Source organism: Thalassobius sp. Cn5-15, from assembly GCF_022347685.1.
GTDB lineage: Bacteria > Pseudomonadota > Alphaproteobacteria > Rhodobacterales > Rhodobacteraceae > Thalassobius.
In genome coordinates, this window is the sequence record NZ_JAKRGF010000002.1 from 296,057 (window position 1) to 322,687 (window position 26,631).

A 26,631-nucleotide genomic window follows, 5' to 3' on the forward strand; every position below is an offset into this window, starting at 1 on the left:
TATTTTCTGCCCATGACCTCTCCTCCCCCCCTGACCATCGAACGTCGCCTTGGCGATCGGATGCGCGCCCGCCTGCCGCATATGGTCGTTGAATTTGTCATGTTCATCCTGAAACAGGGCTGGGCCTGCCTGTTCGGGATCTGCCTGCTGGCAGCGATCCTTGCAACCAAAGCGATCTGGCAACCGGAATGGGCGTTCCACCGCTATGATGCGCTGGTAGGCATCTCTCTGGGGCTGCAAGCGGCCTTTCTGGCACTAAAACTGGAAAGCTGGGAAGAGGCCAAAGTCATCGCGCTGTTTCACCTCACCGGCACCGCGATGGAGCTGTTCAAGGTGCAGGCCGGCAGCTGGGCCTATCCAGAACCGGGGGTGCTGAAGCTGATGGGGGTGCCACTGTTTTCAGGCTTTATGTATGCCGCTGTCGGATCCTACATGGCGCGGGTGATCCGGCTGTTTGATATGACCTTTGCCCCCTATCCGCCGTTCTGGGCAACTGTGGGGCTGGCCACTGCGATCTACGTAAACTTCTTCGCCCACCATTTCCTGCCAGATAGCCGCATAGCGCTGTTTGCTGCAACGCTGGCGCTGTTCCTGCGCACACGGATCTGGTTCCGCATCGGCGCGAACTGGTACTGGATGCCACTACCGCTGGCGGCGTTCTTGTCCAGTTTCTTCCTGTGGCTGGCAGAAAACATCGGCACGCTGACGGGCACATGGCTCTATGCCGGTCAAAATCCTCTGGATCGGGTCAGCTTTGCCAAAATGGGATCATGGTACCTACTGCTCTACGTCAGTTTTGTCACGGTTACGCTGGTGCTGCGCCACGCCCTGTGCCGTCACCCCTGCAATCCCCGCGACAGCTAAAGAACCCACTGGCGCCCTGACCCGCGCTGTTCTATCCAGTTTCCATGCTGAACCAGATCATCCACGGTGACCCGACCAACCAACCCGCCCTTCTCATTGTGCACGGCCTTTACGGGTCAGGCCGCAACTGGGGGGTTATTGCCAAACGCCTGTCAGATGAGCGTCAAGTGATCGCGGTGGATCAGCGCAATCATGGACAAAGCCCGTGGACGGACGATCACAGCTACGCTGGCATGGCCGCTGACCTCGCAGAGGTGATCCGCGCCTACGGCAGCCCTATGGACGTCCTCGGCCACTCTATGGGGGGCAAGGCAGCGATGATGTTGGCGCTAGAACATCCCGAATTGGTGAATCGCCTGATCGTCGCAGATATCGCCCCGGTGACCTACACCCATTCTCAGATCCAGTATGTCGAAGCGATGCGCGCAGTGGATCTGGCGAAGGTGGAAAAGAGGTCCGACGCAGAGGCGCAGCTGCGCGCGATCGTAGATGACCCGATCCTACCGACATTTTTCACCCAATCACTGGATGTGGCCGGCAAACACTGGCGGCTTAACCTGGATGTGCTGGCGCAAGATATGGATCAAATCCTTGGTTTTCCCGCCGTAGACCGACAGTTCGAAGGCGATACATTGTTCCTATCCGGCGCCCTATCGGATTATGTGAAACGCGAAGACCGGAATTTGACCAAATCCCTGTTCCCCAATAGCCATTTCGCCAAAATCCCTGATGTTGGCCATTGGCTGCATGCAGAAAAACCACGTGAATTCGAGGCAGCGGTGCGCAGCTATCTGAACCGCAAGTAGAGATCTCCGAACAGTACGCAACCGTATGGTCGAAAAAAGTGGTGACGACAACGCTTGGGGGACCCCTTCCCACTCGCATCATCGCCACCGTCCCACCGAGGCGGGATTCGCACAACGTCTTGATCAGTCAGTGAAAAGAGCCCGCGCGACAAAGTATGTCACAGGCAGGGAGACGACAAATCCGACCAACGCGGCGACAATCAATCCGCCGACAGTGTCGTGTCCAGTCACCAACGCTACGATCAGCGCTGACCCTGCCAGCGTTGTCCCAATAAAGAGATGTAAGATGGCTGCGAGTCTGAACATGTCATGTCCCCCAATTCGGTAGCTTCGATTTGAGTGATCACATTACCCCCTTTGAATGCTGTGAGGCATGATTTGAATCAACTCTTATCTACAAGATTTTGACATTGACGTAAGGTAAGCTTCATAAAGCGCACGCATTTGCACCACTGTATAGTTGAGCAACAGGCCAAGACTTACAGTCATTGCGAGAATTTAATTTATCAACAAAATCAGATAGTAACCATGTGAAGTATCTTTAAGTTATGACATACGTTAAGGAAACAACTCGAAACGGAGTCATGCAAGCGATTGGATTGCGGCGTCCATATTTTGACACCACAGCCATAAGCGCCCCCGACAAACAAAAACCCCGCCTCCAATTTCTGGGGCGGGGTTTTCTGATCAATCGTCCATTTTCAGGGCTGAGATGAAGGCCTCTTGTGGGATGTCCACCTTGCCGAACTGGCGCATCTTCTTCTTGCCGGCCTTCTGCTTTTCCAGCAGTTTCTTCTTCCGGGTCATGTCGCCACCGTAACACTTGGCAGTCACGTCCTTGCGCAGGGCCGCCAGAGTTTCGCGGGCGATCACTTTGCCGCCGATGGCAGCTTGAATCGGGATCTTGAACATGTGACGCGGGATCAGATCCTTCAGCTTCTCACACATGGCACGGCCACGCAGTTCGGCACGGTCACGGTGCACCATGACAGACAGGGCGTCCACCGGCTCGTCGTTCACCAGGATCGACATCTTCACCAGCGTATCCTCGCGGTAGCCAGTCATCTGATAGTCAAAAGAGGCATACCCCTTGGTCACCGATTTCAGGCGGTCGTAAAAATCAAACACCACTTCGTTGAGCGGCAGGTCATAGACCGCCATCGCACGGCTGCCCGCGTAGGTCAGGTCCTCTTGGATACCACGGCGGTCCTGACACAACTTCAGGACATCACCCAGATATTCATCGGGCACCATGATGGTCGCCTTGATACGGGGCTCCTCAAGGTGGTCCACCTTGGACAGGTCGGGCATATCCGCAGGGTTATGCAGTTCAATCATCTCGCCCGGTTCATTGTCCTTGCCCTTCATGTAGACATGGTAAATCACCGACGGCGCGGTTGTGATCAGCTCGATGTTGTATTCGCGTTCAATCCGGTCGCGGATCACCTCAAGGTGCAACAGGCCAAGGAAACCGCAGCGGAAACCAAAACCAAGTGCGGCAGAGGTTTCCATTTCATAAGAGAAGGAGGCGTCATTCAGCGCCAGTTTCTCAATCGCGCCGCGCAGATCCTCAAATTCCGCAGAATCGACGGGGAACAGGCCACAAAACACCACCGGCTGTGAGGGCTTAAAACCTTCCAGCGGCTCTTCGGCACCCTTCTTCTCTGTCGTGATGGTATCGCCCACTTTGGTGTCACGCACCTGCTTGATCGACGCAGTAATGAACCCGATCTCGCCCGGCCCCAACTCTTCAACTTGTGTCATCTCAGGGCGGAACACGCCCACACGATCCACAGGGTAGTTGGCCCCGGTCTGCATCATGGTGATACGCTGGCCCTTGCGCAGGGTGCCATCCATGATCCGCACCAGAACCACAACGCCCAGATAGGCGTCATACCAACTGTCCACCAGCATCGCCTTCAGCGGCGCGTCACGGTCGCCGGCGGGGGCTGGCAGGCGCTTTACGATCGCTTCCAGCGTGTCCTCAATGCCAATGCCAGATTTGGCCGAGACCTGCACAGCGTCAGTGGAATCAATGCCGATCACATCTTCAATCTGCTCCGCCACACGGTCACAGTCGGACGCGGGCAAGTCGATCTTGTTCAAAACCGGCACGATCTCGTGGTCCGCCTCAATCGCCTGATAGACGTTGGCCAGCGTTTGCGCCTCAACCCCTTGGGTCGAATCGACAACCAAGAGCGATCCCTCAACCGCGCGCATGGACCGCGAAACTTCATAGGCGAAGTCAACGTGGCCGGGTGTGTCGATCAGGTTCAGCACATACGTTTCGCCATCCTGCGCCTGATAGTCGATGCGCACGGTGTTGGCCTTGATCGTGATGCCCCGTTCCCGCTCGATATCCATCGAGTCCAGGAGCTGCTCCTTCATGTCCCGATCGGCCACAGTATTGGTCGATTGGATCAGGCGGTCAGCCAGCGTGGATTTACCGTGGTCAATATGCGCCACGATCGAGAAATTGCGGATATGTTTCAGGTCGGTCATGGGGCGGATATGCTTTGGAATCAGGCTTTGGTCAATATGGTGCATGGGCTCTGGGCCGCGCAAATGCACTTTGTGACCAGTCTTGTCCGCCAGCAATGGGGTTTTCCAGCCCATTTCCCCAAAATTAAGGCCTGCCCCAATGCAGGGGCAAGCCAGCACACGCCACTCTGACAGAAATGGCAGCAGGGAGTTTGTTGGCAGTGCTCAGCGCAGCACGTGCACGGCGCATTTGGCATGACGCACAACGGTGGTGGCAGTGGAACCCAGCAACAGGTTCTGCATGCCCGGACGGTGCGAGGCGATGACGATACAATCCACCTCGTTCTGTGCGGCGAAATCGACGATTGTGCGGCCCGAATGGCCGTCAATCACCTGCACCTCTGCGTTCTCTAGCCCGTCCAGCATTTTGGACAGCTCTTCGACTACGGATTTCTGCATATCTTCGTGAAAACCGGCAGGCATATAGGTCATCGCATAGCCTGGAACCGCCTCCATCACATGCAGAAGGGTCAGCTTGCCACCCTCTTCGCGAATGGCTTTGGCAATTTCCAAGGCACCTTTGGAATCGCGGTTTGCCTCAAAGGACACGGGGACAAGGACATTCTTGTACATAGGGGATCTCCTGTTTGCTGAGGCAAGCCTGCCACAGCCACAAAAGATCCACTTTGATCGAGGTCAGATACCTGACCCTACGTCGGCGTATAGCGCAAGAAGCGTTAAATCACCGTGACCTTGGTGCCACGCGGCACACGGTCATAAAGGTCGGTGACATGATCGTTGATCATGCGGATGCAGCCGTTAGACACCGACCGCCCAATGGTGCGCGGCTGCGTGGTGCCATGGATGCGGAAATACGTATCGCGCCCATCCTTGTAGAGGTAAAGCGCCCGCGCACCTAGCGGGTTTTTCGGACCACCGGGCTGGCGAAACTCATTGTCGATAAACTTGCCATAGGCCGACGGGTCCCGCTTGATCATCTCTGGCGTCGGACGCCAAGAGGGCCACTTGGCCTTGCGCTGGATGATGGCGTCGCCTTTGAATTCCAGACCTGCTTTACCCACGCCGACGCCATAACGCCGCGCGGTGCCCACACCGGTCACAAGGTACAGAAAATGCGCCTGCGGCAGCACCAGAATTTGGCCCGGTTCCACATCCGATTTGATCGCCACGTCCTGCGGCAGATACTTCTGCTCCACCTCAAAGGCCCGCGCGATAGAGGGCATCGCAAGTGTGGCGGTGGCGGCAGCGGCCGTGGTCAGAAAATGGCGGCGTTTCATCGGCAATACTCATGTGCTGGGTAAAATATGTTCGATCAGCATGCCGTAAGCTACGTTGAAAATCAATGTAGGGCGCAGCCGCAGTGATCACGTTTCAGCCAGCTATGCCTGATCAGATGGCGGCCCAATCGGTGAACCGATGCGTCTGCGGCGCGGGTGTGCGGGGAGTTTCAGCGCTGGGTTTGGCGGGTTGGTTGCGGTTTAGCTGTGTGGTCTGTGACATGGGTGTGTCCTCCTATGCGATCAACATGGGAAGGCAGGCGCAGCGTTGCGAGGGATGTTTCAACCGGCTGGCGCGGGTGTGAGGGGATGTGTTTGCACCACCTCAAACAACCGCGCCGCGCCCGAACCGAGGGGCGAAGCAAAGCGCCCGCCCCGTGGGGGCGGTTCGGGCGCTGCCAAATCTTCGATTTGGCACGAGTGCTTCGCGCTAAAGTCAGCTAGTCCACTGAGGAGGCTTCATCACCCACAGCAGAAGCAGCCAACAACTTCTGTTGTGCTTTCTCGTCTGCGATCTGCTTCACTTTTGCAAAGCGTTCTTCTCGCCTTGCACGCGCGACGTACCATTCATCGAATAGTGTCTCGATCAGTTCAATAAGAACCTGCGCCTCATCAGAATCTACATCAACAATAATATTGATGTCCTTTTCCATATGCGCGCCAATATTCCCAATCTGACGAATATAGTCGATTGCCTCCACGCTTTCGATAGACACCCCTCGTGGCGCGTTACCCTCATCTACTTGTTGTTTGAGCGCAGCAATTTCCTTGAACAACGTCGGCTTAGAGATGCCACAGAAATCACGAATCATTCCTTGCAGGCATCGGCGCGCCAAAGTAGCTGATGCTTTGGGGCTGAGGTCACGGACCAGACATGCCTCCGCATAGTCTTCTCTCAGTGCGGCTGGGATGCAATCGGGTTGAGGTCTCGCAGCGCTCTCAGGCATAAGCTGCCTAGCAAGAAAAGTCTTGCCACGCCCACCCTTATAATTAATCAACCGAACAAGAACAGTAGCTCTCCGGCAATCTTCATTCGCACACGAAATCGCCTCGCTTTGCAAATGAATTGGCCCCGACGCACTCACCCCAATGTCCAGCAACATTTGCCCTTTAAAATGGTTCGCCACCGTAACCGTTTGCGCTTTGTCGCAATATGGACATGTCCAATTCATTGCTGCCTCATAATCAAATAACAAAAAAGCGGCCCCGAAGGGCCGCTTTCCCACTCTTTAGCGGGTGAACTTCTTGTGCTTGATGCGCTTGGGTTCCAGCGCATCGGGGCCGAGGCGACGTTTCTTGTCTTCCTCATAATCGGCGAAGTTGCCCTCGAACCATTCCACATGCGCGTCGCCCTCAAAAGCGAGGATGTGGGTACAGATCCGGTCAAGGAAGAAACGGTCGTGCGAGATGACAACCGCGCAGCCGGCAAAATCAACCAGCGCATCCTCAAGCGCACGCAGGGTTTCCACGTCCAGGTCGTTGGTCGGTTCGTCGAGCAACAGCACGTTACCGCCCTCTTTCAACAAACGCGCCATATGCACACGGTTCCGTTCACCACCGGACAGAAGGTTCAGCGTTTTCTGCTGATCGCCGCCCTTGAAGTTGAAGGACGAACAATAGGCGCGCGAGTTCACCTGCGCATCGCCCAGTTCGATCAACTCGGCCCCGCCGGAAATCGCTTCCCACACGGTTTCATTGTCCTGCAGGTCATCACGCGACTGATCCACATAAGACAGCTGCACGGTGTCACCATACTCGACCGTTCCCTCATCCGGTTGTTCCTGACCGGTCAACATACGGAACAGTGTGGTCTTACCAGCGCCGTTCGGGCCGATCACACCAACGATACCACCGGGCGGCAGCGAAAACGTCAGATCCTCAACCAACAGCTTGTCGCCCATGGCCTTTTTCAGACCGTTCACTTCGATCACCTTGCCGCCCAGACGCTGACCGTTCGGGATCACGATCTGCGCGCGGGTGATTTTCTCACGCTCTGACTGGTTGGCCAGATCGTTATAGGCGGCGATACGGGCTTTGGATTTCGCCTGCCGCGCCTTAGCGCCCTGACGCATCCACTCCAATTCGCGTTCCAGCGTTTTCTGACGCGTTTTGTCTTCCTTGGCCTCATGCTGCAGACGTTTTGCCTTCTGCTCCAGCCACGCGGAATAGTTGCCCTCGTAGGGGATGCCGCGCCCACGGTCCAGTTCCAGAATCCAGCCGGTGATGTCATCGAGGAAATAGCGGTCGTGGGTGACGATCAGGATGGTGCCTTTGTAATCAATCAGATGCTGTTGCAGCCACGCGATGGTTTCCGCGTCCAAGTGGTTGGTCGGTTCATCCAGCAGCAGCATGTCAGGCGCCTCAAGCAGCAGCTTGCACAGCGCCACGCGACGTTTTTCACCCCCCGACAGGCTGGTCACATCGGCATCATCGGCAGGGCAGCGCAGCGCCTCCAGCGAGATGTCGACCTGACTGTCCAGATCCCACAGGTTCTGGCTGTCGATCTCATCCTGCAGCTGCGCCATTTCATCAGCGGTTTCATCGCTGTAGTTCATCGCCAGCTCGTTGTAGCGATCCAGAATGGCCTTTTTGGCGGCCACGCCCAACATCACGTTACCGCGCACGTCAAGGCTCGGGTCCAGTTCAGGCTCCTGCGGCAGGTAGCCCACTTTAGCACCTTCAGCGTGCCAAGCTTCGCCGGTGAAGTCCTTATCCATACCGGCCATGATCTTCATCAGGGTGGATTTACCCGAACCGTTGACGCCGACGACACCGATTTTCACACCGGGCAGGAAGTTCAGGTGGATGTTTTCAAAGCACTTCTTGCCGCCCGGATAGGTCTTGGAGACGCCGGACATGTGGTAGACAAACTGATAAGATGCCATGGGTTGCTCTCTTGCAGGGGAATAGGGTTGGCAGAGGTGATACCGGAAGGGGCGAACGGGGGCAATGCGGTTGGTGGTGGACGTGCTTCTACCCACCACAAAATCATTCGCCTCATGCCAGTGATGGCCTAGCGCCGTTCCGAGGGGAGGCGCAATCGCGCCGCCCCGTGGGGGCGGAACGGCGCGGCCCAACAGTCCCTGTTGGGCGAGACACTGACGAGAGGCCGTATGAGCTGCGAAAGGTTAACCGCTGAAAAGAAACATTGAGCATGAACACCACTAGGCAACCCGCGCAATGCCCCCGCCCCACACCGACAATCTGGCGCAAGATTGCCCAGCCGGAGATGGCGCCATTTTTCGCCCGCCCTCAAAGGGCCTTTTCAAAGAAGCGGTCGGGGTACGGATCGTCGTTGAACCGCTCAATCTCTACCCAGCCCGACCGCTGATAGAGCGCGATCGCCTCAGGCAGGGCCGAATTGGTATCCAGCCGCAGGAGTGTGATGCCCAGCGCCTTAGCGCGCGCCTCTGCCTCGGCCATCAGGGTGCGGGACAGGCCCAGACCGCGGGCGGCGGGGGAAATCCACAGGCGCTTGATCTCGGCATAGCCCTTGTCTGTCCCCTTCACCCCCACACAGCCCAGCGGCATGCCGTCGGAATAGGCGACCAGAAAACTGCCGCGCGGGGCCATCATGTCCGCCGCTTCGGGATCGGCGCTGAGGTTCACGTCAAATCCGGTGGCCAGCCGTGCGCCTAGCTCTTGGTAATATGCCGTCAGACACCTCACCGCATCGGGGTGGCGCGGGTCACATGCCACCAGTTCCATCCGATCCCGCCCAAGGGCAGAGGCCACCAGATCCATCGCCGCCAGCAATGCGTCAGGATTGGGGTGGCGCGACAGCAGATCATCGGCGCGGGCATCAGAGAGCGCGTTATAGGCGGCACGTTCGCGCAGCCCGGCATCCGTCAGCACCGCAATGCGGCGACGGCCATCGCTGGCGTCCCGCTCCAGCCGCAGTAGACCCTCATCCTGAAGCGACTTCAGAAACCGGCTGAGCACTGGCTTATCCAGATCTAGGTACCCGCGGATCGTTTCCAGTTCCCGTCCTTCTGGTCCGATGGCATGCAGCACCCGTGCAGGACCCAGCGGTCGACCGCGGCCCAGAAACGACTGATCCAGCGCACCGGTTTCGCGGGTAACTGCACGGTTGAAACGACGAATGCGAGCGACGGCATCGGTGGTCATCTGAACGGCCTTTCAAGAACATCAATGTGGTTGCATTGCATCAACTATATTTCCAACACAACCCCCTGCAACCGTCATTTCCCACACCACACGGCACCGTTAGACGCAGCGAACTGCACACTTACGACACGCTTTCCAGTTGACAGTCCCCGCCTCAGCCGAGAAGGAAACATATGCGCAACGCACTGCCATATGCCCGCGCCGGTCAGGTGATCGGCCTGTTGGGGGGATCTTTTGATCCCGCCCATGAAGGGCATGCGCATATCACCCGTGCGGCACTGAAACGTTTCGGTCTGGATCGCGTGTGGTGGCTGGTCAGCCCCGGCAACCCGCTGAAATCACGTGGACCTGCGGATATTGACAAGCGGCTGGCGCGGGCGCAGGCGGTGATGGATCATCCCCGTGTGACCATCACCGATTTGGAAACACAGACTGGCACCAGATTTACAGCCGAGACACTGTGCGCCCTCCAACGCCTCTACCCCGGTGTGCGCTTTGTCTGGCTGATGGGGGCGGACAATTTGGCGCAGTTTCACCAATGGCAGGACTGGCAGGCGATCATGGCCTCTGTGCCCATTGGCGTGCTGGCACGCCCCGGCGACCGGATGGCCGCGCGGTGCTCCAAGGCGGCGCAGATGTACCGCACCGCGCGCCTGCCCGGCTGTCATAGTCAAGCATTGGCCGATGGCGCCGCGCCGCGCTGGTGTTTTGTGAATATGCCGATGAACAGCCAATCTTCCACCCGGTTGCGTGCAAAAGGCGACTGGCGCTAAGCGCGGCGCCGATACCGCACAACGCATGTCGCAATAGTTTCACCTCACCCCCCTCCTGTAGCGCTTGAGACTTGGGGCCAAGACGCGCTAACTTAGCTTCATGATTAATTCGTTTTCTCGACGTGCATTTCTCACGTCGCTGGCCGCGTTTTCCGCCAGCACCAGCATCGCCGCTCCTCTTGGCCGCTCCTTGCGTCCTGTGGCCCGCCCTGATCTCTCTGGTCCAGAGGGCGCGGCGCTGCGCGCACGCTCGCTTGAGGCATTGCTGAAACAATCAAATCTCAGCGGCGGGGTAAGTTTCGCCGTGGCCAACCCGAAAGACGGCAAAATTCTTGAGGGGCGCAATGCCAATGCCCTGCTGCCCCCCGCCAGTGTGACCAAGGCGGTGACTGCACTTTATGCGTTGACCTATCTGGGGGCGAATCACCGTTTCCACACACGGGTGATTGCCACCGCGCCGGTGCAAAACGGCGTACTGCAAGGCGATCTGATCCTCGCCGGCGGCGGCGATCCGACGCTGGACACTGATGCACTGGCGCGCCTGGCCAAGGCACTGAAAGCGCAGGGACTGCGCGAGGTGCGCGGACGCTTTCTGGTCTATGCGGGCGCCCTGCCCTACCTGCCCCATATCGATGACAGCCAACCCGATCACGTCGGCTATAACCCCGCCATTTCCGGCCTGTCCCTGAACTTCAACCGTGTACATTTTGAATGGAAACGGGCGCAATCTGGCTGGGGCGTGACGATGGATGCGCGATCCAACAGCTACCGTCCTGCCGTCACCGTGGCCAAGATGAAGGTGGTGCGCCGTCAGGCCCCCCTCTACACCTATGCACAGAAAGGCACGCAGGACCACTGGACCGTCGCCAGCGGCGCCCTTGGCAAAGGCGGCAGCCGCTGGTTGCCGGTGCGCCGTCCTGACTTTTATGCCGCCGAGGTGTTCCGCACCCTTGCCCGCGCCCATGGCGTTGTTCTGCCCAAAGAGAAAACCGTGAAACGCCTGCCCGCAGGCGCAACGCTGGCCAGTGTGGAAAGCGCGCCCCTCAGCACCATCCTGCGCGCAATGATGAAATATTCCACCAACCTGACCGCAGAAATGGTCGGGCTGGCCGCGTCACAGGCGGCGGGGGGCAAACCAACATCGCTACGTGCCTCGGCAAAGCAGATGACCAAATGGGCCAATCAGACCCTAAACATGCGGCAAGCGCGGTTTGTCGATCATTCTGGATTGGGGGACGGATCCAAGGTCTCGGCGCAGGATATGGTCGCCGCGCTCAGCACACCGGTGGCCCAGCGCCACCTGTCGCCGCTGATGAAGCAGATCACCCTACGGGACGGGCGCGGCAAGCCGGACAAGAACCACCCGCTGCGGGTGATGGCCAAAACCGGCACGCTGAATTTCGCCTCCGCGCTTGCGGGCTACGTCACCACCCCGGGCGGCGCACCGATGGCCTTTGCCTTTTTCAGCGCCGACAGCAAACGCCGCGATCAGTTGAAAAAGAGCGAACGCGAACGCCCCGAAGGCGGCCGCAGCTGGAACAAACGCGCGAAGACCTTGCAGCAAGCGCTGCTGGAGCGTTGGGGTGGGTTGTATGGGGGGTGAGGTAGGATAAAGGCTCATTGGGCACGTCGAATTAGCATATTAGCTACTATTATGCATAAACGCCCCAAAAACTGCGAGAAAACCCTGCGAGAACGGCACTGCAAGCAAGCCCAAACCACAGAGAACAAAAATTGTGCAAAGCGCGCGTGCAACCGACTTTGAGTAATTGAGCCAGTCAATAAACTTCCAAACAAGAGTGGTGGTTAATAACTTTTTATCTTCATCTTCATTTCCAGTCAGCTTGAACGCCCGTAAATAAGTGCCAGTGCCGGGCAGATCACGAATATGGACACCCGCAACCGCTGACTGCATAAGGTTGTCGCCGTTCCCAGTATCCCAATGCTCACCAACAATATTGGGCGAACCAGTAATTTCCGAAAGAAAAGAGTTAAGGCGTAATCCTTCTGGACTGAGTGGGTTTTTCTTAAGTGTAACCGCAGACAAGTACCCTGAAGCATAATCCCTAACGGACGAAGCTGTGATGCCTGCTGATGTCGCGTCTGCCGCTACAGAATATTTCTTGATGAAATCGGGACAGAAGATCACATAGCAGAGTCTAGCTATGAAGAAACAAACCGCTGCGAAATAAAACAGATACCAATTGAAAGGAATTTTCAGGACGAATGAAATTGGCTCCTGCCCACCAAGCGGAGCGGCGCTATATCGTTCTGGGAATTCTGATGTAAAGGTTAATATAACTGGCACTAGCACCAACCAAACCGAGGCGGTTTTAACAGCTTTGGTCTCTAGAACTGCTCTAAGCGCCATCCAAGGCAACCAGTCAATACCGGCCCACTCTTTGGGACCTGCATTTTGTTTCCTTAAGCCCAGTGCAAAAGCGTTTATCATGTCTTCAGGTAGCTTATTGTTCATTAAAATCCTTGTGCACAAAAGTAACTCTTAAACTTAGGCCTGTCAGCCAACCTCACCAAACATCACATCCACCAAAAACAAAACCCCGCTCACAACAAGCGGGGTTTTCCAATTTCAGCGGCACCTACCGCCCCTCACCCAGAAATATGCCGCGCCCGCGATCCGCGCTCAATCGCGGCGGCGTGCAGGCGGTCGATGTTCAGCTCGTGGCGCATCTCTTCCAGCAGGCGCAGCTCAGACTCGGGGATGTTGCCATCTGCCGCCGCAACGTCACAGGCCAGCGCGTAGGCGGTTTCAAACAGATGCTCCGGCAGGTTGGCGCGGATCAGGCCAAACAGGGCATCCAGGCCCTCTTCCTCGGAAAACAGCTCAAACACGATGCGGGATACATCCGCGATGCGGTCAATGTCATAGGTGCCAAACACCGGCAGGTGGTTCACTGCGTTCTGGATCTTGACCAGCTCAGCGGTGCGCATATTTGCGTCGGCGGCGGAAATCGCGATCATGATCGCAACCAGACAGTCCTGCGGGCTGAGCGGATGGGGGGGCTGTTCACGGGTCATAAATGCTGGCCTTTCCGGGCTTATTTGGGACTGTTCGCAATTGCAGAATATTGACTGACAGCCATTGTCGCAATAGGAAGCGTCGGTCTGTCGCGCATGGGGCGCGAGCGGACCCCTGATCTAATGGAGACAGCAGATGTCTGAGTTGCGTGACGCCGCATTGAAATCCAAAGCCTGGCCGTTCGAGGAGGCCCGGAAGCTGGTCAAGCGTTACGCAAAGGGCGCACCTGAAAAGGGCTATGTGCTGTTTGAAACCGGCTATGGCCCGTCGGGCCTGCCGCATATCGGCACCTTTGGCGAGGTGGCGCGCACCACGATGATCAAACGCGCCTTTGAGGTGATCAGCGATATCCCCACCAAACTGATCTGTTTTTCCGACGATCTGGACGGCATGCGCAAGGTGCCGGGCAACGTGCCGAACGCCGACAGCCTGCATGAACATCTGCAAAAACCGCTGACCTCGGTGCCCGATCCCTTTGGTGAGTATGAGAGCTTTGGCCATCACAACAACGCCATGCTGCGCCGCTTTCTGGATACCTTCGGGTTTGAGTACGAATTCTACTCGGCCAAAGAGTTCTACGAATCCGGTCAGTTTGATGAGGTTCTGAAACGCGCGGTCGAGAAGTATGATGACGTGATGGCCATCATGCTGAAATCCCTGCGCGAAGAGCGCGCCGCGACGTATTCCATCTTTCTGCCGATCCATCCTGAAACCGGCCGTGTTCTTTACGTGCCGATGAAAAAGGTCTGTGCAGAGACGTATACCATCACCTTTGATGATGAGGACGGCAAGGAATGGACCCTCCCCGTCACCGGCGGCACCGTGAAATTGCAGTGGAAGCCAGACTTCGGCGCCCGCTGGGCCGCGCTGGGGGTGGATTTTGAAATGTATGGCAAGGACCATTCGACCAACACACCGATCTATGACGGCATCTGCCGCGTGCTGGGCCAGCGCGCGCCAGAACACTTCACTTATGAGCTGTTTCTGGATGCCAACGGGCAGAAGATCTCTAAAACCTCCGGCAACGGTATTTCGATCGACGAATGGCTGACCTACGCCCCGACCGAGAGCCTCGCCTACTTCATGTATCAAAAGCCCAAAACCGCCAAGCGGATGCATTTTGACGTGATCCCCAAGGCGATGGATGAATACCACCAGCAACTGCGCGCTTATGCCGGTCAGGACGTGAAGGCACAGCTGAACAACCCCGTCTGGCACATCCATTCCGGTGACGTGCCTGCATCGGATATGGTTGTTCCCTTCTCGATGCTCTTGAACCTCGCCTCCGTCGCGGGTGCGGACGACAAGGCGCAGCTTTGGGGTTTCATCCAGCGCTATGCGCCTGACGCCTCGCCCGAAGCAAACCCGCAACTGGATGCTGCGGCAGGCTATGCGGTGCGTTACTACAACGACTTCGTGAAGCCGGAAAAAGTGTTCCGTGCGCCGACCGATCAGGAACGCGCCGCACTGGAAGATCTGCAAGCAGCTTTTGCCTCCGCAGAAGTCGCGTTGGAGCAGATCGCCAAGAAAAACGCCATGATGGGAAATGAGGACGCGCTGCCAGAGGCAGACTTCACCGATGGTGATTTCCTGCAGTCGGTGGTCTTTGCCGTCGGCAAAAACCACGGATTTGAAAACCTGCGTGATTGGTTCAAAGCACTTTACGAGGTGCTGCTGGGGCAATCCCAGGGTCCGCGTTTCGGCTCCTTCGCAGCCCTTTATGGTGCAGCAGAGACCGTGGCGTTGATCGATCAGGGTCTGAAGGGCGAGTTGTCCTAAGCACCCGAGGGCGATCAATCTGGCGACACATGCCGTGCGCGCCTACAGATTTGACGAACACTTTGGCGGGCCTACCTGAATATCAGGAGGCCCGCCATGCGTTTGATCCCTGCCCTAGTGTTCACCCTGACCCTCGCCCTGCCACGCCCGCTGTGGGCGGAGCCAGAGACGGCGAAACAGGTGATCCGCGATCAGATCGCAGCCTTTCAAGTGGATGATTTCGCCACCGCTTTCAGCTTTGCCAGTGCCAAAGTCCAAGGGCTGTTTCGCACGCCGCAGAACTTCGGCCAGATGGTACAACGCGGCTATCCGATGGTCTGGCGCCCCACAGCACTGACCTTTCTATCCGCCAAAGCTCACCCCGGCGGGGTGGTGCAAAGCATCGAGGTGCAGGACCGCAAAGGCCGACGCTATGTGCTGGATTATCTGGTGCTGGAAACGGATGCGGGCTGGCGCATTGATGGCGTCTTCTTACGCCCGCCCTCAGACGTGGGCGCCTAATACACCGACCGCGCAACACCCACCGTCACGGTGGGCCAAAGTGCCCTTAACCCTTGTCCTCTAGATCTGTTCCCCACTTCGCTGAAAAGGGACATCCGATGAACAAGGCAATCACCGACGGCATCACCTTCACCCCCCGCGCGTTTGAGTTTGGGCTGGATCAATGGTCCAGCGGCGACGGCACGCCCGGCACCCCAACCTATGACGGCGCGGCCAATGCGGCCTTTGTGCCCGCAGACGCAGATTTTGGCGGCTGTCTGGAATTGCTGAAAACGGAAGGCACCCAGCGCCTGCGCTACATGGGGCAGACGCCGCTGGAACCGGGGTGCTATCTGCGCATCACCGCACGGCTGAAGGCAATCAGCGGCAACCTGCCCGATGTGCGCATCGCCGCATGGGCGGGCGACAGCAGCGGCGCGGCCCTCAGCGGTGTGACCACCATCGGTCCAACAACGACGCTGACGCAATACGGACAGATCGTCACTGTCAGCGCCATTGTCGGATCTGGCAGCCGTGCAGGCGTCGATATGGTCTGGGGCACGCAGGCCGCTTATGGCCATTTCGGCCTAGACCTTACCGGCGCCAATGGCGGGTTAGTACGCGTGGATGATCTGCAGATTGAGGATATCACCGCCGCCTTTCACCGTGACATGCTGGCCCGCGTGGATGTGCGCGACTATGGTGCCGTGGGCGACGGCAGCACAGACGACAGCGCCGCCTTTACCGCCGCAGATACGGCCGCGCAGGGACGCGAGGTGTTGGTGCCCAGCGGCACCTATTATCTGGCCAGTTCCGTTACCCTGCACAATCCGGTGCGGTTTCAGGGCACATTGACCATGCCGGATGCAGCCATCCTGTCGCTGACCAAGACGTTTGACCTGCCGACCTATATCGAGGCGTTCGGGGATGAAGTTCTGGCCTTCAAAAAGGCGTTTCAGTCGCTGCTGAATAACGCAGATCACGAAGGGCTGGACCTGGGCGGGCGACGCATCAACATCTCTGCCCCCATCGACATGGCGGCAGCGGTGCCGAACCGCACGGAATACGCCCAGCGCCGCCATATCCGTAATGGGATGTTCTATATCGAAAATTCCGGCGATTGGGATACCGAAACCTTCACCTCTCCCGCCAGCTACAGCGCCGCAAACAACAAACAGCTGACGGCAGTGGACAATATCGCCAACATTCCTGTCGGCGCCCTGATCACCGGCAGCGGTGTCGGGCGCGAGGTCTATGTGCGCGCCAAAAATGAAGCCACGGGCGTGATTACCCTGTCGGCGCCGCTTTATGATGCGGTAGGACGGCAAACCTACACCTTCACACGGTTCAAATACGTGCTGGATTTCAGCGGCTTTCAGAAGCTGTCCAAATTCTCGATGTCGGGGATCGAATTCCTGTGCAACGGCCGCGCCAGTGGCATTCTATTGGCCTCTGAAGGGCTGATCTTTCATGTCAAAGACTGCTTCTTTACTGCGCCCAAGGATCGCGGCCTGACATCGCCCGGAGATGGCTGTCAGGGGATGCTGATCGACCGGTGCCAATTCCTGTCAGCCGAGACCGGCGCGCGGGTGCAGGATCGCGTCAGCGTGGCGTTGAACGCCAACGCCAATGACGTCAAACTGCGTGATAACCGGATCACACAGTTCCGCCATTTTGCCGTGTTGGGTGGCACGTCGTCGATCATCACCGGCAATCACTGGTTTCAGGGCGATGATGAACCTGAAGGGGTCCGCACGGCCGGTATCGTGCTGACCGCCACCCAGAACCGCGCCACAATCAACGGCAACTATATCGACAACTGTTCGATTGAGTGGAGCAACGAACACGATAGCGCCCCTGATTTCGCATCAGAGTTTTCTTTCTCCGCACTCAACATCACGGACAATATCTTTCAGTCCATCGGTTCGGCCCCGTGGTCGCGGTTTATCGTGATCAAACCACATGGGCCGGGACATTTTATCAACGGGCTGACCATTGCAGGCAACATGTTCCGCGCCATTCACGGCACGTTGGATCGGGTGGAAATGGTCGATACCTCATTCGCTGACCTGGACTACAATCGCATCCGCAACGTGCTGGTGCAGGGCAACAGCTTTCAGGCGATTGATCAGGGGTTCGAAAACCCTGCCCGCATCAGCCATGACCAGAACACCCTGTCAAACCTGTGGACCGTGGACTGTGCGGGCCCTCTGCCTTTTGGCGGCTATGCTCGCAATGTGGATTCGGTTGTGGCGCGGGGCAAGATCGCAAACGCGGCCAATGTCGCCAACTATGACTTCCCTTATGCCTCGACCCAGCAGGGGGCGAACAATGATCAGGTCAGCCTGCGATTTTCGGAAAACACAATCGGCAGCGTCAGCCTGCTGGTGCGCATGGATGCCTAAGGAAGGTTAGAGCCCCAGATCCTCCGCCGTCAGCGTATAGGCACGGGCAAAGCCGCCGTTCAGGTAGGCTTTGCCGACCTGGAACAGCGCGAACCGGAAATCGGGGAAATCGATGTAGAGTTTCGATTTAGGGTGGCTTTGCAGATAATGCGCGGCCAGATCATCACGCCCCGTATCGCCATGACGCAGGAAGGTCATATGCCCCATTAGCGTCAATCGCGGGTGGGTCAGCGGATCGCCCTTCTCCCCCGGCTCACCGAGCAGCAGCGAACAGCGCGGATCGTCGATCAGTGCTTTGGTATGATGAGCAAGTCCTGAAATCAGCGTCACCGGACGCCCTTCAGGCGTGGTGCCCATCGCCACGCGGCTAACCAGCGGCAGGCCGGTGCCCGCCTCGTTGACCGCAAGGGCGGCGAAACGGGCATCATCAATCAACTGCCGCGCCAGTGCGCGGGCCTCATCATCGGTGGGTTGGGTCAACTCTGGCATAGGCCGGGGTGTAGCGTGGCCGTTCAGAGCAGGCAAGTATAACCTACTAAATCAGTCTGAATTATGTAGCCCCCCTATGCCAAAACACTTGGGGATGCGCCCGCGCCGGTGCTAGGCTGATCTGGCGTACAAGCCACCCAAAAGGAGGAGCCAGTGCCAAAAATCACCACCAACAAGGACTTTCAAACCGTTATCACCACTTTTGAAATGACCCCCGGCACCTGTCAGGATCTGATGGACGCATTACAGGATGCCTATGACAGTTTCATTTCCAAACAGCCCGGATTTATCGCGGCAGGCCTGCATGTGAACGACGCGCAGACACGGATCGCCAATTATTCGCAGTGGCGGCGGCGCGAGGATTTTCAGGCCATGTTGCGCAGCGATGAAATGCGTGCACGCAACCGCCGGATCGCCGAACTGTGCAAAGGGTTCGAGCCGGTGATGTACGACGTGGCCAGAACCTACGACCCATGACAAGAGCCGCAGGGGATCAGAGCGTCCCCTGCACCCATTGCAGAATACCCGCAGTCGGCATCGCACCTGCATTACGACCACGTTCCTTGCCACCTTTGAAGGCGGCCAACATCGGGATGCCGCGAATGCCATAACGGCGGCTGGCTTGCGGATGCGCCTCTGTGTTCAGTTTGACCAGACGCGCACGACCCGACAACGGTGCAACGGCGGCAGCGAATTGCGGGGCCATCTGGCGACAGGGTCCACACCAAGGGGCCCAGAAATCCACCACCAGTGGCACCTCATCGTTGCGCGCGGCCTTTTGCAGGATGGCCAGATCCACCTCGACCGGTTTTTGCGCGAACAGCTTGGTGCCACAGGTGCCGCATTTGGGACCGGATGTCAGGCGTTCATCTGGAACACGATTCACTTGCCCACAGCTGAGACAGGTCAGTTTTTTACCAGCCATTGGCGGCCTCCGTTCACATTTGGGCCCAGATATATGTGTGGTGAACGCAATAACAAGGCGACTTTCCCGTACTTTCCTCCGCCAGCTCTTGCCAGAATCCACAAATCGCCCCATATCTGTCCTTGCAACGTTATTGCTTTCGACCTCTGCTCCTATCTAACGGCTCAGTTTTTCGATCTTGCGACTGACGCGCCAAGCTGCCGCACCGACGCGGGCAGTGACTAAATTTAGGAGAAAACGGATGGCTAACGGCACCGTAAAATGGTTCAACACCACCAAAGGCTACGGCTTTATCGCACCCGAAGATGGCGGCAAGGACATCTTTGTTCACATTTCCGCAGTTGAGCGTTCGGGCCTGACCGGTCTGGCCGACAACCAGAAAGTGACCTACGACCTGCAAGAAGGTCGTGACGGTCGCGAGTCGGCGATCAACCTGGCACTGGTCTAAGACCTTTTGCAGGAAGACGATGAGGCGGGCCTTTCGAGGCCCGTTTTTCATTCGGCATGCCGCAGAGCAAAGCGCGGTGCCCAACCCTGAGTGTGCGCTTCGCAACGGCTGCCAATAGACATCACGCTCAAACTTAGATGTGCCGCATCTTTGGGTCACAACGCTGCAAATGCCTCCCATAGAGGAGAGACAGGCGCGGCGCGGCCTGACGCCTGCGCTAAGTTAGATCTGTGTCACTCCGCCAACAGTTTTGCCACCTCTGGCCCTAACCCCTCGACGATCAGCGTCACACCTTCCGCATTTGGATGGATCCCATCCGGCTGAAACAACCCGCGCAAGGCCGCAGGATCCTCATCGGGCAGCCCGATGAAGAACGACGGCACATAGGCCGTACCATATAGCGCCGACAGCTCTGGCCAGATCGCGTTGAACGCAGCCGCATAATCCGGTCCATAATTCCCCGGCGCAGGCATGCCCACAAGGAGCACCTTCACCCCCGCCCCCTGCACTGCCTGCAAAATCCCGTCTATATTAGCGCGCGTCACCTCTGGCGCGGTACCACGCAAAAGGTCGTTGCCCCCCAACGTCAGGATCATCGCATCAAAGGGTTCGGCCAAGGTCCAGTCAATCCGCGACAATCCACCCGCCGTAGTGTCACCGGAAACCCCTGCGTTGGTCACGGCCACATCCAGTCCCTGCGCGCGCAGCCATGCCTCCATCTGCGGCACGAACCCGTCGCCCTGTGGCAGGCCATAGCCGTGGGTCAGACTGTCACCGAATGCCAATAGTTTCAGCGGCTCCGCGCCTGCTGGCGCGGCCAAGAGCAGCAGCAGAAGCGCCAACACCTTGCCCCGCAACCTGTGCACCCCATATGACAGGGCAGAGTGTATTTTCAGATAAATTGACGTCGGGCTGACAAACATGACTTCTCCGGTTCTTTCCATAACAGATGTGACCTTGACGCTGGATGGCAATGCCGGCCGTGTTGAAATCCTCCACGGCATCTCTCTGGATGTCCAGAGCGGACAAAGCGTTGGTCTGATCGGGCCCTCGGGATCCGGCAAATCTTCGCTGCTGATGCTGATGGGCGGGCTGGAACAAGCCACCACCGGTCGGGTGCAGGCATTGGGTCAGGATCTGACCGCGATGGATGAAGATCAACTGGCCCATTTTCGCCGCGACAGCATGGGCATTGTCTTTCAGTCCTTTCACCTGATCCCGACGATGACCGCGCTGGAAAACGTCGCCACACCGCTGGAACTGGCTGGGCACCGCGACGCCTTTGATCGTGCACGGGAAGAATTAAAGGCCGTGGGGCTATCCGCCCGCGCCGACCACTACCCCGCGCAGATGTCAGGCGGTGAACAGCAGCGCGTCGCCCTCGCCCGCGCCGCAGCACCACGCCCCAAGATCCTGCTGGCGGATGAACCCACCGGCAATCTGGATGGTGCCAACGGTGCCGCGATCATTGATATGTTGTTCGGGCTGAGGGATCGGCATGGATCGACCCTGATCCTTGTGACCCACGCCGAAGATCTGGCCGCACGTTGTGATCGGGTGATCGGTCTGCGTGACGGCCGCATCGCCAATGAACGTGGGCCGGCCAGCACCACCGGCGCTGGAGCGGTTGCATGACCCTCGCCCTATCTGGCCGCATCGCGCGGCGCGAATTGCGCGGGGGCCTGCGTGGGTTCCGCATCTTTCTGGCCTGTCTGGCGCTGGGTGTTGCGGCCATCGCAGGCGTTGGATCCATAAGATCAGGGATCGAGGCAGGGTTGGCCGCCGAAGGTGCTGCTATCCTAGGCGGCGATGCGGAAATGGAGTTTACCTATCGCTTCGCTGAACCAGAGGAACGGGCATGGATGGAGGACACCGCACTGGCCGTGTCGGCGATCGCCGATTTCCGGTCTATGGCCGTACAGGGTGACACCCGCGCGTTAACGCAAGTGAAGGCCGTCGATGACGCCTATCCGTTGGTGGGCAGCGTTCTCCTCGCCCCCGATATGCCGCTGACCGAAGCGCTGGCGGGGCGCGACGGTCTGCCCGGCGCAGTGATGGCCCCGATCCTGATCGCGCAGATGCAGCTGGACACAGGCGACACATTCCGCCTTGGCACGCAGGATTTTGTGCTCATGGCGGCGCTTGAAAACGAGCCTGACAGCGCTGGCGACAGCTTCGCCCTTGGACCGCGCACCTTGGTGTTGCGCGACGCGCTGGAAACCTCCGGCCTCCTCGCCGCAGGAACGCTGTTTTCATCGAAATACCGACTGACCCTGCCAGAAGGCACCGTATTGGCCCCACTGGAGGCAGAGGCAAAAGAGCGGTTTGAAAACAGCGGCCTGCGTTGGCGTGACGCGCGCAACGGCGCGCCGGGGGTTGCCAGTTTTGTCGAACGGCTGGGCGCATTTCTGATCCTTGTCGGCCTATCGGGGCTGGCGGTGGGCGGCGTTGGGGTTTCTGCCGCGGTGCGCGCCTATCTGGCGGGCAAGACCAGCGTGATCGCTACGCTCCGCAGTCTGGGCGCGGATCGGCGCACGGTGTTTCAGGTCTATTTCATCCAGATCGGTGTGCTGTCCATCATCGGCATCACGCTGGGACTCATGCTTGGGGGGGGACTTCCCGTCCTCCTCGGCCCGGTGATTGCCGCGCAGCTGCCTGTTCCAGCGCAGTTTTCGATCTATCCGGAACCACTGCTTGAGGCCGCGATTTACGGCCTGCTGACAGCGCTGATCTTTACCCTCTGGCCGCTGGCCCGCACGGGTGAGGTGCGCGCCGCAACCCTCTTTCGCGATGCAATGGCGGGGGCAAAGCTGTTGCCGCCGTTGCCCTTTGTGGCGATCACATTAACGCTGGCAGCGGCGCTGGTGGGTGTCGCGGTGGCGTTTTCCGGCACAGTCACGCTGACTCTGTGGACCGCCGGGGGGGTAATCATATCCTTGGCTATCCTTGCAATCGCTGCGCTGATCCTGCGCTGGCTGGCACGTCGCGCAGCCCCGTTCAGCCGGGGGCGTCCTGCCTTACGCTGGGCACTGTCTGCCATCGGCAGCGTACGCGATGAGGCAACGCCTGTTGTCCTCTCCCTCGGGCTTGGCCTGACGGTGCTGGCGGCGGTTGGGCAGATCGACGGCAACCTGCGCAACGCAATCCAACAGGATCTGCCGGAAAAAGCGCCGTCCTTCTTCTTCGTTGATATTCAGCGCGATCAGATCGACGGTTTCCTTGATCGTCTGAACTCCGACGACCAGGTCAGCCGCCATGAACACGCGCCGATGCTGCGCGGGGTCATCACCCAGATCAACGGCCGTCCGGCAGCAGAAACCGCAGGCGATCACTGGGTCCTGAGCGGTGATCGCGGTGTCACCTACGCAGGTGCCTTGCCCGAGACCACAACGATCACCGCAGGCGAATGGTGGGGCGCAGAATACACCGGTACGCCGCAGATCAGCTTCGCCGATGAAGAGGCGGAAGAAATGGGGCTGCAGCTGGGCGATGAGATGACTGTCAACATTCTGGGCCGCGACATCACCGGCACTGTCACGTCCTTCCGCGAGGTGGATTTTTCCACCGCTGGCATGGGCTTTGTACTGGCGATGAACGAGGCGGCGCTAAAGGGCGCACCGCATAGTTTCATCGCCACCGTCTATGCAGATGAGGCAGCAGAGGCCGCGATCCTGCGTGACCAGACCACCAGCTATCCCAACATCACCGCGATTCGCGTGCGCGACGCCATCGACCGTGTGACGGCACTGATGGAGGGCATCGCCAACGCCACCCGCTGGGGCGCAGCGGCGACCTTGCTGACCGGTTTTCTTGTGCTGATCGGCGCGGCGGCGGCGGGCGCACCGGCACGCGCCTACGAGGCCGCGGTACTGAAAACGCTGGGCGCAACCCGGGTGCGGATTTTAGCTAGTTTCGCCCTACGCTCTGCCCTCTTGGGCGGCGGTGCGGCGCTGGTTGCCTTGGGCGCGGGTGTATCCGGTGGCTGGGCCGTTATGGTCTTTGTAATGGAGAGTGACTTTGTGGTGATCTGGCCCTCTGCCCTTGCCATTGTGACAGGCGGGGTACTGGCCACGTTGCTGGCTGGAATCGGATTTGCATGGCGGGCACTGGCGACCAAACCGGTGCATGTGCTGCGAGCGAAGGAATAGCGCGACATGTCTTGCGCCTGACATACAACCGTGGCAGGCCTCGCAGCCAAAGATAAGGGAACCATGATGACACTGACCCAAGCTCAGCAGGATCTGTTAATCGACACCGTTCGTGCCGCTGCAAAGGCCGAGATTCTACCGCGATTTCGTAACCTTGCGGCCAGTGACATCCGCGCAAAAACCAAACCCGATGATCTGGTGACAGAGGCCGATCTGGCGGCAGAGGCGCGGATCACCGCCGCCGTGCACGACGCCTTCCCCGACGCGATGGTTCTGGGCGAAGAAGCCGCCAGCCTTGACCCTACCTTGCGCACGCAAGCAGCCGAAGCGGACCTGGCGCTGATCATTGATCCCGTTGACGGAACATGGAATTTCGCCAACGGGCTGGCGACTTTCGGCGTTATCCTGGCGGCCACAAGATACGGCATACCCGTGTTCGGGCTGCTTTATGACGTGGTGATGGACGACTGGGTTTTGGCGGCAGGGAACGGTGCGGTAATGGCCGCGCCGGATCAATCTGCCAGAGCGTTGAGTACCGCGTCGGTGAAACCACTCGACCAGCTTACCGGTTTCATCCATCTCGACCTGATGGAAAAATCCGTGCAGGAGCAGATGGCAGCGACGCTACCGCGGTTCAACCGCACCTTCATGCTGCGCTGTTCGTGCCATGAATACCGCCTGCTGGCCCAAGGCGCGGTGGATTTCTGCCTGTCCGGCATGCTTAATCCGTGGGATCACGCGGCGGGCGTTCATGCGGTGGCGCAGGCAGGCGGCGTGGCGCGACTGATTGACGGGCGCGCTTACCACACCGGCATCACCACAGGCTATCTGCTGACCGCATCGAGCGAAGAGGTTTGGCAAAAGGTTGCGGCAGAACTGCCGTTCCTGCACTGAGAAAACGCGCTCAGATTAAGCCGCACGCACGCCGTATCCCATACGCAGGGATTGGCGGTAAAACTGCCCCGCAATCGTGATCGAAGGACGCTGTTCCTCCACCTGTACCACCTTGGGATCCAGCACGCGCTTGGCGTTCTTGCCCATGCGGGCGATCAGCTGCTTCTGCTGTTTACCCTCCGGCACCGGCAGGGCGGTTTCCGGCGGCGTGGCGCGGATGGCCAGATCGGGGAACAGGGTGAACAGTTCCTGGCGCGCAGCCTCTGTCAGACTGCGCAGGGCCTGCGGGCCAGTGTACAACGTTTCACTGGGGCAACCTTCGGCAAAGATCACCTGATGGCGATCCATCACGATATGCACATAGGTGACGCTGTCGACGCTGTCGTCCACATAGATGCCCGGCAGTTCGGTCAAACGGATCGCGGCGATCAGCACCTCAGCATCGCCAAACATCCGCTTCGCCACTGGCGAGGCCACCAGCATCCGGTGCTGCGGAGATACGAGAAGATCACGTTTGGGCAACCCCTGCCCCAGCGCACCGGCGGTGATGCGAACGGGCCGTAGGTTCGGGTGACGCTCCAGCTCCGCGCGGGTCAGTTGGCGTTTCAGCACCAGACGCACCCGTGCGCTGTCACCGGTCCAAAGCGGCAGGCGCTGGCCTTTTTGCAGCTGTTCCACCCGCTCTTCGCCGGTTTCGGTCAGGATCAGGGTGCCATCGGTGAAACAAGGGATCAGCCCATCCTCAAACGCGACAACGCCGATGGTTTCGCGTGTATGACCTAATTCCTGATCATTCGACTGCTCTTCCTCGACGAACAGCGTGACATTGGAATTGGTCTGCGAGTCGATCACAACGGTTGCAGTATCAGGGCCATTCTTGGTCTGAGTTTCGCCCAGAACCACCGCATTGGTAAAGGTATCGCCCAGACCCAGCGTGCTGAGTGAGGAGTTAACGCCGCCGTTAAGCGAGGCGGTTCCCGAGTCCGCGTCCCCCCCTGCCTGGATCGCGATCCAGCCAACAGTTTCAGTGCCGTGGTCGTTGGCCTGCGCCTCTTCTTCCTGAAGCTGGATCTGAAAGCCATTGGCGGTGACGGCCAGCGGATCACTGTCCACCGCAGTCGGATCGTTGTTCGACATGACCGAGGTGAGGACAACCGGCGGATCGGTGAAGGCACCGTTGAAACTGGGATTGCTGACATTATTACTGGTCGAGGTCGTGCCTGCCTCAATCACCCGGCCATCCGGCAGCGTATGGACGCCCGCTTCAATCGCCAGCCAATTGATGGTTTCCACCGCCGGATGCGGGCCGTCGTGGTATTCCCATTCCTCAATGATAAAGGAAAACGCAGTGGTATTGCCATCCGCATCAATGGTCTGATCAACCAGACGCAGGACAAACTGGTCGCCGCCGTTGTTGGTGGCGGTGAAGGCGAAAACGGGATCGGTCAACGGCTGGTCAAGGGTCACGGTAATTGGCGCATTCTCAACCGGAGAATTCGTCGTAATCGATCCTGCCTGTCCAATTGCCATGGTATATCATCCCAGAGATTCGCCCCGAAAGGCATATGTTCGCCGGGTTAATATCTACTTTCGTATGGGCATCAATAAGGTTCAATTGGGGCACAAATTGGAACGGGTTGCATCCCAAACGAGGGATTTAACTCCAAATTGGA

At 58.6% G+C, this 26,631-nt stretch carries 25 protein-coding genes; 12 read left to right on the forward strand and 13 right to left on the reverse strand.

Going from position 1 to position 26,631, the window contains the following annotated elements:
• The first annotated feature begins 12 nt into the window (after window positions 1–12).
• A complete protein-coding gene (locus tag MHM86_RS07315) occupies window positions 13–864 on the forward strand; it encodes a DUF817 domain-containing protein (RefSeq protein ID WP_239197504.1) in 852 nt (283 codons plus the stop codon).
• Window positions 865–908: 44 nt separating this feature from the next.
• A complete protein-coding gene (locus tag MHM86_RS07320) occupies window positions 909–1,670 on the forward strand; it encodes an alpha/beta fold hydrolase (protein ID WP_239197506.1) in 762 nt (253 codons plus the stop codon).
• A 123-nt stretch (window positions 1,671–1,793) separates the two neighbouring features.
• Here the strand turns inward: MHM86_RS07320 and MHM86_RS07325 are convergent, their stop codons facing one another.
• The 7 genes from MHM86_RS07325 to MHM86_RS07355 all read right to left on the reverse strand — a co-directional run bounded on the left by MHM86_RS07325 (window position 1,794) and on the right by MHM86_RS07355 (window position 9,577).
• Window positions 1,794–1,976, reverse strand: coding sequence for a CTP synthetase (locus tag MHM86_RS07325; RefSeq protein WP_239197508.1), 183 nt, complete (start codon window positions 1,974–1,976; stop codon window positions 1,794–1,796).
• A gap of 381 nt (window positions 1,977–2,357) precedes the next feature.
• On the reverse strand, window positions 2,358–4,172 hold the full coding sequence (lepA, locus tag MHM86_RS07330; RefSeq protein WP_239197510.1) for a translation elongation factor 4: 1,815 nt from the start codon (window positions 4,170–4,172) through the stop codon (window positions 2,358–2,360).
• Window positions 4,173–4,376: 204 nt separating this feature from the next.
• Window positions 4,377–4,784: a universal stress protein gene (locus MHM86_RS07335; RefSeq protein WP_239197512.1), complete on the reverse strand. Its 408-nt coding sequence runs from the start codon at window positions 4,782–4,784 to the stop codon at window positions 4,377–4,379.
• A gap of 104 nt (window positions 4,785–4,888) precedes the next feature.
• Entirely contained in the window at window positions 4,889–5,449 is a 561-nt protein-coding gene (locus MHM86_RS07340) for a L,D-transpeptidase (RefSeq protein WP_239197514.1), read from the reverse strand.
• A 440-nt stretch (window positions 5,450–5,889) separates the two neighbouring features.
• Window positions 5,890–6,645: a DUF4145 domain-containing protein gene (locus MHM86_RS07345; RefSeq protein ID WP_239197516.1), complete on the reverse strand. Its 756-nt coding sequence runs from the start codon at window positions 6,643–6,645 to the stop codon at window positions 5,890–5,892.
• A 33-nt stretch (window positions 6,646–6,678) separates the two neighbouring features.
• Window positions 6,679–8,334: an energy-dependent translational throttle protein EttA gene (gene ettA / locus MHM86_RS07350; RefSeq protein ID WP_239197518.1), complete on the reverse strand. Its 1,656-nt coding sequence runs from the start codon at window positions 8,332–8,334 to the stop codon at window positions 6,679–6,681.
• Window positions 8,335–8,701: 367 nt separating this feature from the next.
• Window positions 8,702–9,577, reverse strand: coding sequence for a helix-turn-helix domain-containing GNAT family N-acetyltransferase (locus tag MHM86_RS07355; RefSeq protein WP_239197520.1), 876 nt, complete (start codon window positions 9,575–9,577; stop codon window positions 8,702–8,704).
• A gap of 173 nt (window positions 9,578–9,750) precedes the next feature.
• On the opposite strand from MHM86_RS07355, the gene MHM86_RS07360 reads away from it, so the two are divergent.
• Together MHM86_RS07360 and dacB are read left to right on the forward strand one after the other, a co-directional pair.
• Window positions 9,751–10,350 carry a nicotinate-nucleotide adenylyltransferase gene (locus tag MHM86_RS07360; RefSeq protein WP_239197521.1) on the forward strand — a complete coding sequence of 200 codons (600 nt, stop codon included), beginning with the start codon at window positions 9,751–9,753 and terminating at the stop codon, window positions 10,348–10,350.
• A 100-nt stretch (window positions 10,351–10,450) separates the two neighbouring features.
• Entirely contained in the window at window positions 10,451–11,953 is a 1,503-nt protein-coding gene (dacB, locus tag MHM86_RS07365; RefSeq protein WP_239197522.1) for a D-alanyl-D-alanine carboxypeptidase/D-alanyl-D-alanine-endopeptidase, read from the forward strand.
• A 39-nt stretch (window positions 11,954–11,992) separates the two neighbouring features.
• On the opposite strand, the gene MHM86_RS07370 is transcribed toward dacB, so the two are convergent.
• The gene (locus MHM86_RS07370) at window positions 11,993–12,826 is read right to left on the reverse strand and encodes a hypothetical protein (RefSeq protein ID WP_239197523.1); all 834 of its coding nucleotides are present in this window, start codon (window positions 12,824–12,826) and stop codon (window positions 11,993–11,995) included.
• Between the two features lie 134 nt (window positions 12,827–12,960).
• Entirely contained in the window at window positions 12,961–13,389 is a 429-nt protein-coding gene (locus MHM86_RS07375; protein ID WP_239197524.1) for a tellurite resistance TerB family protein, read from the reverse strand.
• 136 nt (window positions 13,390–13,525) lie between these two features.
• Between MHM86_RS07375 and MHM86_RS07380 the strand changes: the two genes are divergently transcribed.
• The 3 genes from MHM86_RS07380 to MHM86_RS07390 all read left to right on the forward strand — a co-directional run bounded on the left by MHM86_RS07380 (window position 13,526) and on the right by MHM86_RS07390 (window position 18,054).
• Entirely contained in the window at window positions 13,526–15,169 is a 1,644-nt protein-coding gene (locus tag MHM86_RS07380) for a lysine--tRNA ligase (RefSeq protein WP_239197525.1), read from the forward strand.
• Between the two features lie 96 nt (window positions 15,170–15,265).
• Window positions 15,266–15,670 carry a DUF4864 domain-containing protein gene (locus tag MHM86_RS07385; protein ID WP_239197526.1) on the forward strand — a complete coding sequence of 135 codons (405 nt, stop codon included), beginning with the start codon at window positions 15,266–15,268 and terminating at the stop codon, window positions 15,668–15,670.
• A gap of 98 nt (window positions 15,671–15,768) precedes the next feature.
• A complete protein-coding gene (locus MHM86_RS07390) occupies window positions 15,769–18,054 on the forward strand; it encodes a glycosyl hydrolase family 28-related protein (protein ID WP_239197527.1) in 2,286 nt (761 codons plus the stop codon).
• A 6-nt stretch (window positions 18,055–18,060) separates the two neighbouring features.
• Here MHM86_RS07390 and MHM86_RS07395 read toward each other — a convergent pair whose 3' ends face one another.
• Window positions 18,061–18,543: a HugZ family protein gene (locus tag MHM86_RS07395; RefSeq protein WP_239197528.1), complete on the reverse strand. Its 483-nt coding sequence runs from the start codon at window positions 18,541–18,543 to the stop codon at window positions 18,061–18,063.
• 153 nt (window positions 18,544–18,696) lie between these two features.
• Here MHM86_RS07395 and MHM86_RS07400 point away from each other — a divergent pair, with 153 nt between their 5' ends.
• Window positions 18,697–19,020, forward strand: a complete 324-nt coding sequence (locus MHM86_RS07400) for an antibiotic biosynthesis monooxygenase family protein (protein ID WP_239197529.1) — start codon at window positions 18,697–18,699, stop codon at window positions 19,018–19,020.
• Between the two features lie 16 nt (window positions 19,021–19,036).
• Here MHM86_RS07400 and trxC read toward each other — a convergent pair whose 3' ends face one another.
• Window positions 19,037–19,468 (reverse strand): thioredoxin TrxC, encoded by a 432-nt coding sequence (gene trxC / locus MHM86_RS07405; protein ID WP_239197530.1) that lies wholly within the window; start codon window positions 19,466–19,468, stop codon window positions 19,037–19,039.
• A gap of 241 nt (window positions 19,469–19,709) precedes the next feature.
• Between trxC and MHM86_RS07410 the strand changes: the two genes are divergently transcribed.
• Window positions 19,710–19,916 (forward strand): cold-shock protein, encoded by a 207-nt coding sequence (locus MHM86_RS07410; protein WP_239197531.1) that lies wholly within the window; start codon window positions 19,710–19,712, stop codon window positions 19,914–19,916.
• A gap of 233 nt (window positions 19,917–20,149) precedes the next feature.
• Here the strand turns inward: MHM86_RS07410 and MHM86_RS07415 are convergent, their stop codons facing one another.
• Window positions 20,150–20,773 carry an arylesterase gene (locus MHM86_RS07415; RefSeq protein WP_370644099.1) on the reverse strand — a complete coding sequence of 208 codons (624 nt, stop codon included), beginning with the start codon at window positions 20,771–20,773 and terminating at the stop codon, window positions 20,150–20,152.
• A gap of 64 nt (window positions 20,774–20,837) precedes the next feature.
• Here MHM86_RS07415 and MHM86_RS07420 point away from each other — a divergent pair, with 64 nt between their 5' ends.
• The 3 genes from MHM86_RS07420 (at window position 20,838) to MHM86_RS07430 (ending at window position 24,958) form a co-directional block, all read left to right on the forward strand.
• Window positions 20,838–21,551 (forward strand): ABC transporter ATP-binding protein, encoded by a 714-nt coding sequence (locus MHM86_RS07420; protein ID WP_239197533.1) that lies wholly within the window; start codon window positions 20,838–20,840, stop codon window positions 21,549–21,551.
• On the forward strand, window positions 21,548–24,064 hold the full coding sequence (locus MHM86_RS07425) for an ABC transporter permease (RefSeq protein WP_239197534.1): 2,517 nt from the start codon (window positions 21,548–21,550) through the stop codon (window positions 24,062–24,064). Before MHM86_RS07420 ends, MHM86_RS07425 begins: the two co-directional genes overlap by 4 nt.
• Window positions 24,065–24,130: 66 nt before the next feature.
• Window positions 24,131–24,958, forward strand: coding sequence for an inositol monophosphatase (locus MHM86_RS07430; RefSeq protein WP_239197535.1), 828 nt, complete (start codon window positions 24,131–24,133; stop codon window positions 24,956–24,958).
• A gap of 15 nt (window positions 24,959–24,973) precedes the next feature.
• Here the strand turns inward: MHM86_RS07430 and MHM86_RS07435 are convergent, their stop codons facing one another.
• On the reverse strand, window positions 24,974–26,488 hold the full coding sequence (locus MHM86_RS07435) for a Hint domain-containing protein (protein WP_239197536.1): 1,515 nt from the start codon (window positions 26,486–26,488) through the stop codon (window positions 24,974–24,976).
• Window positions 26,489–26,631 lie beyond the last annotated feature (143 nt).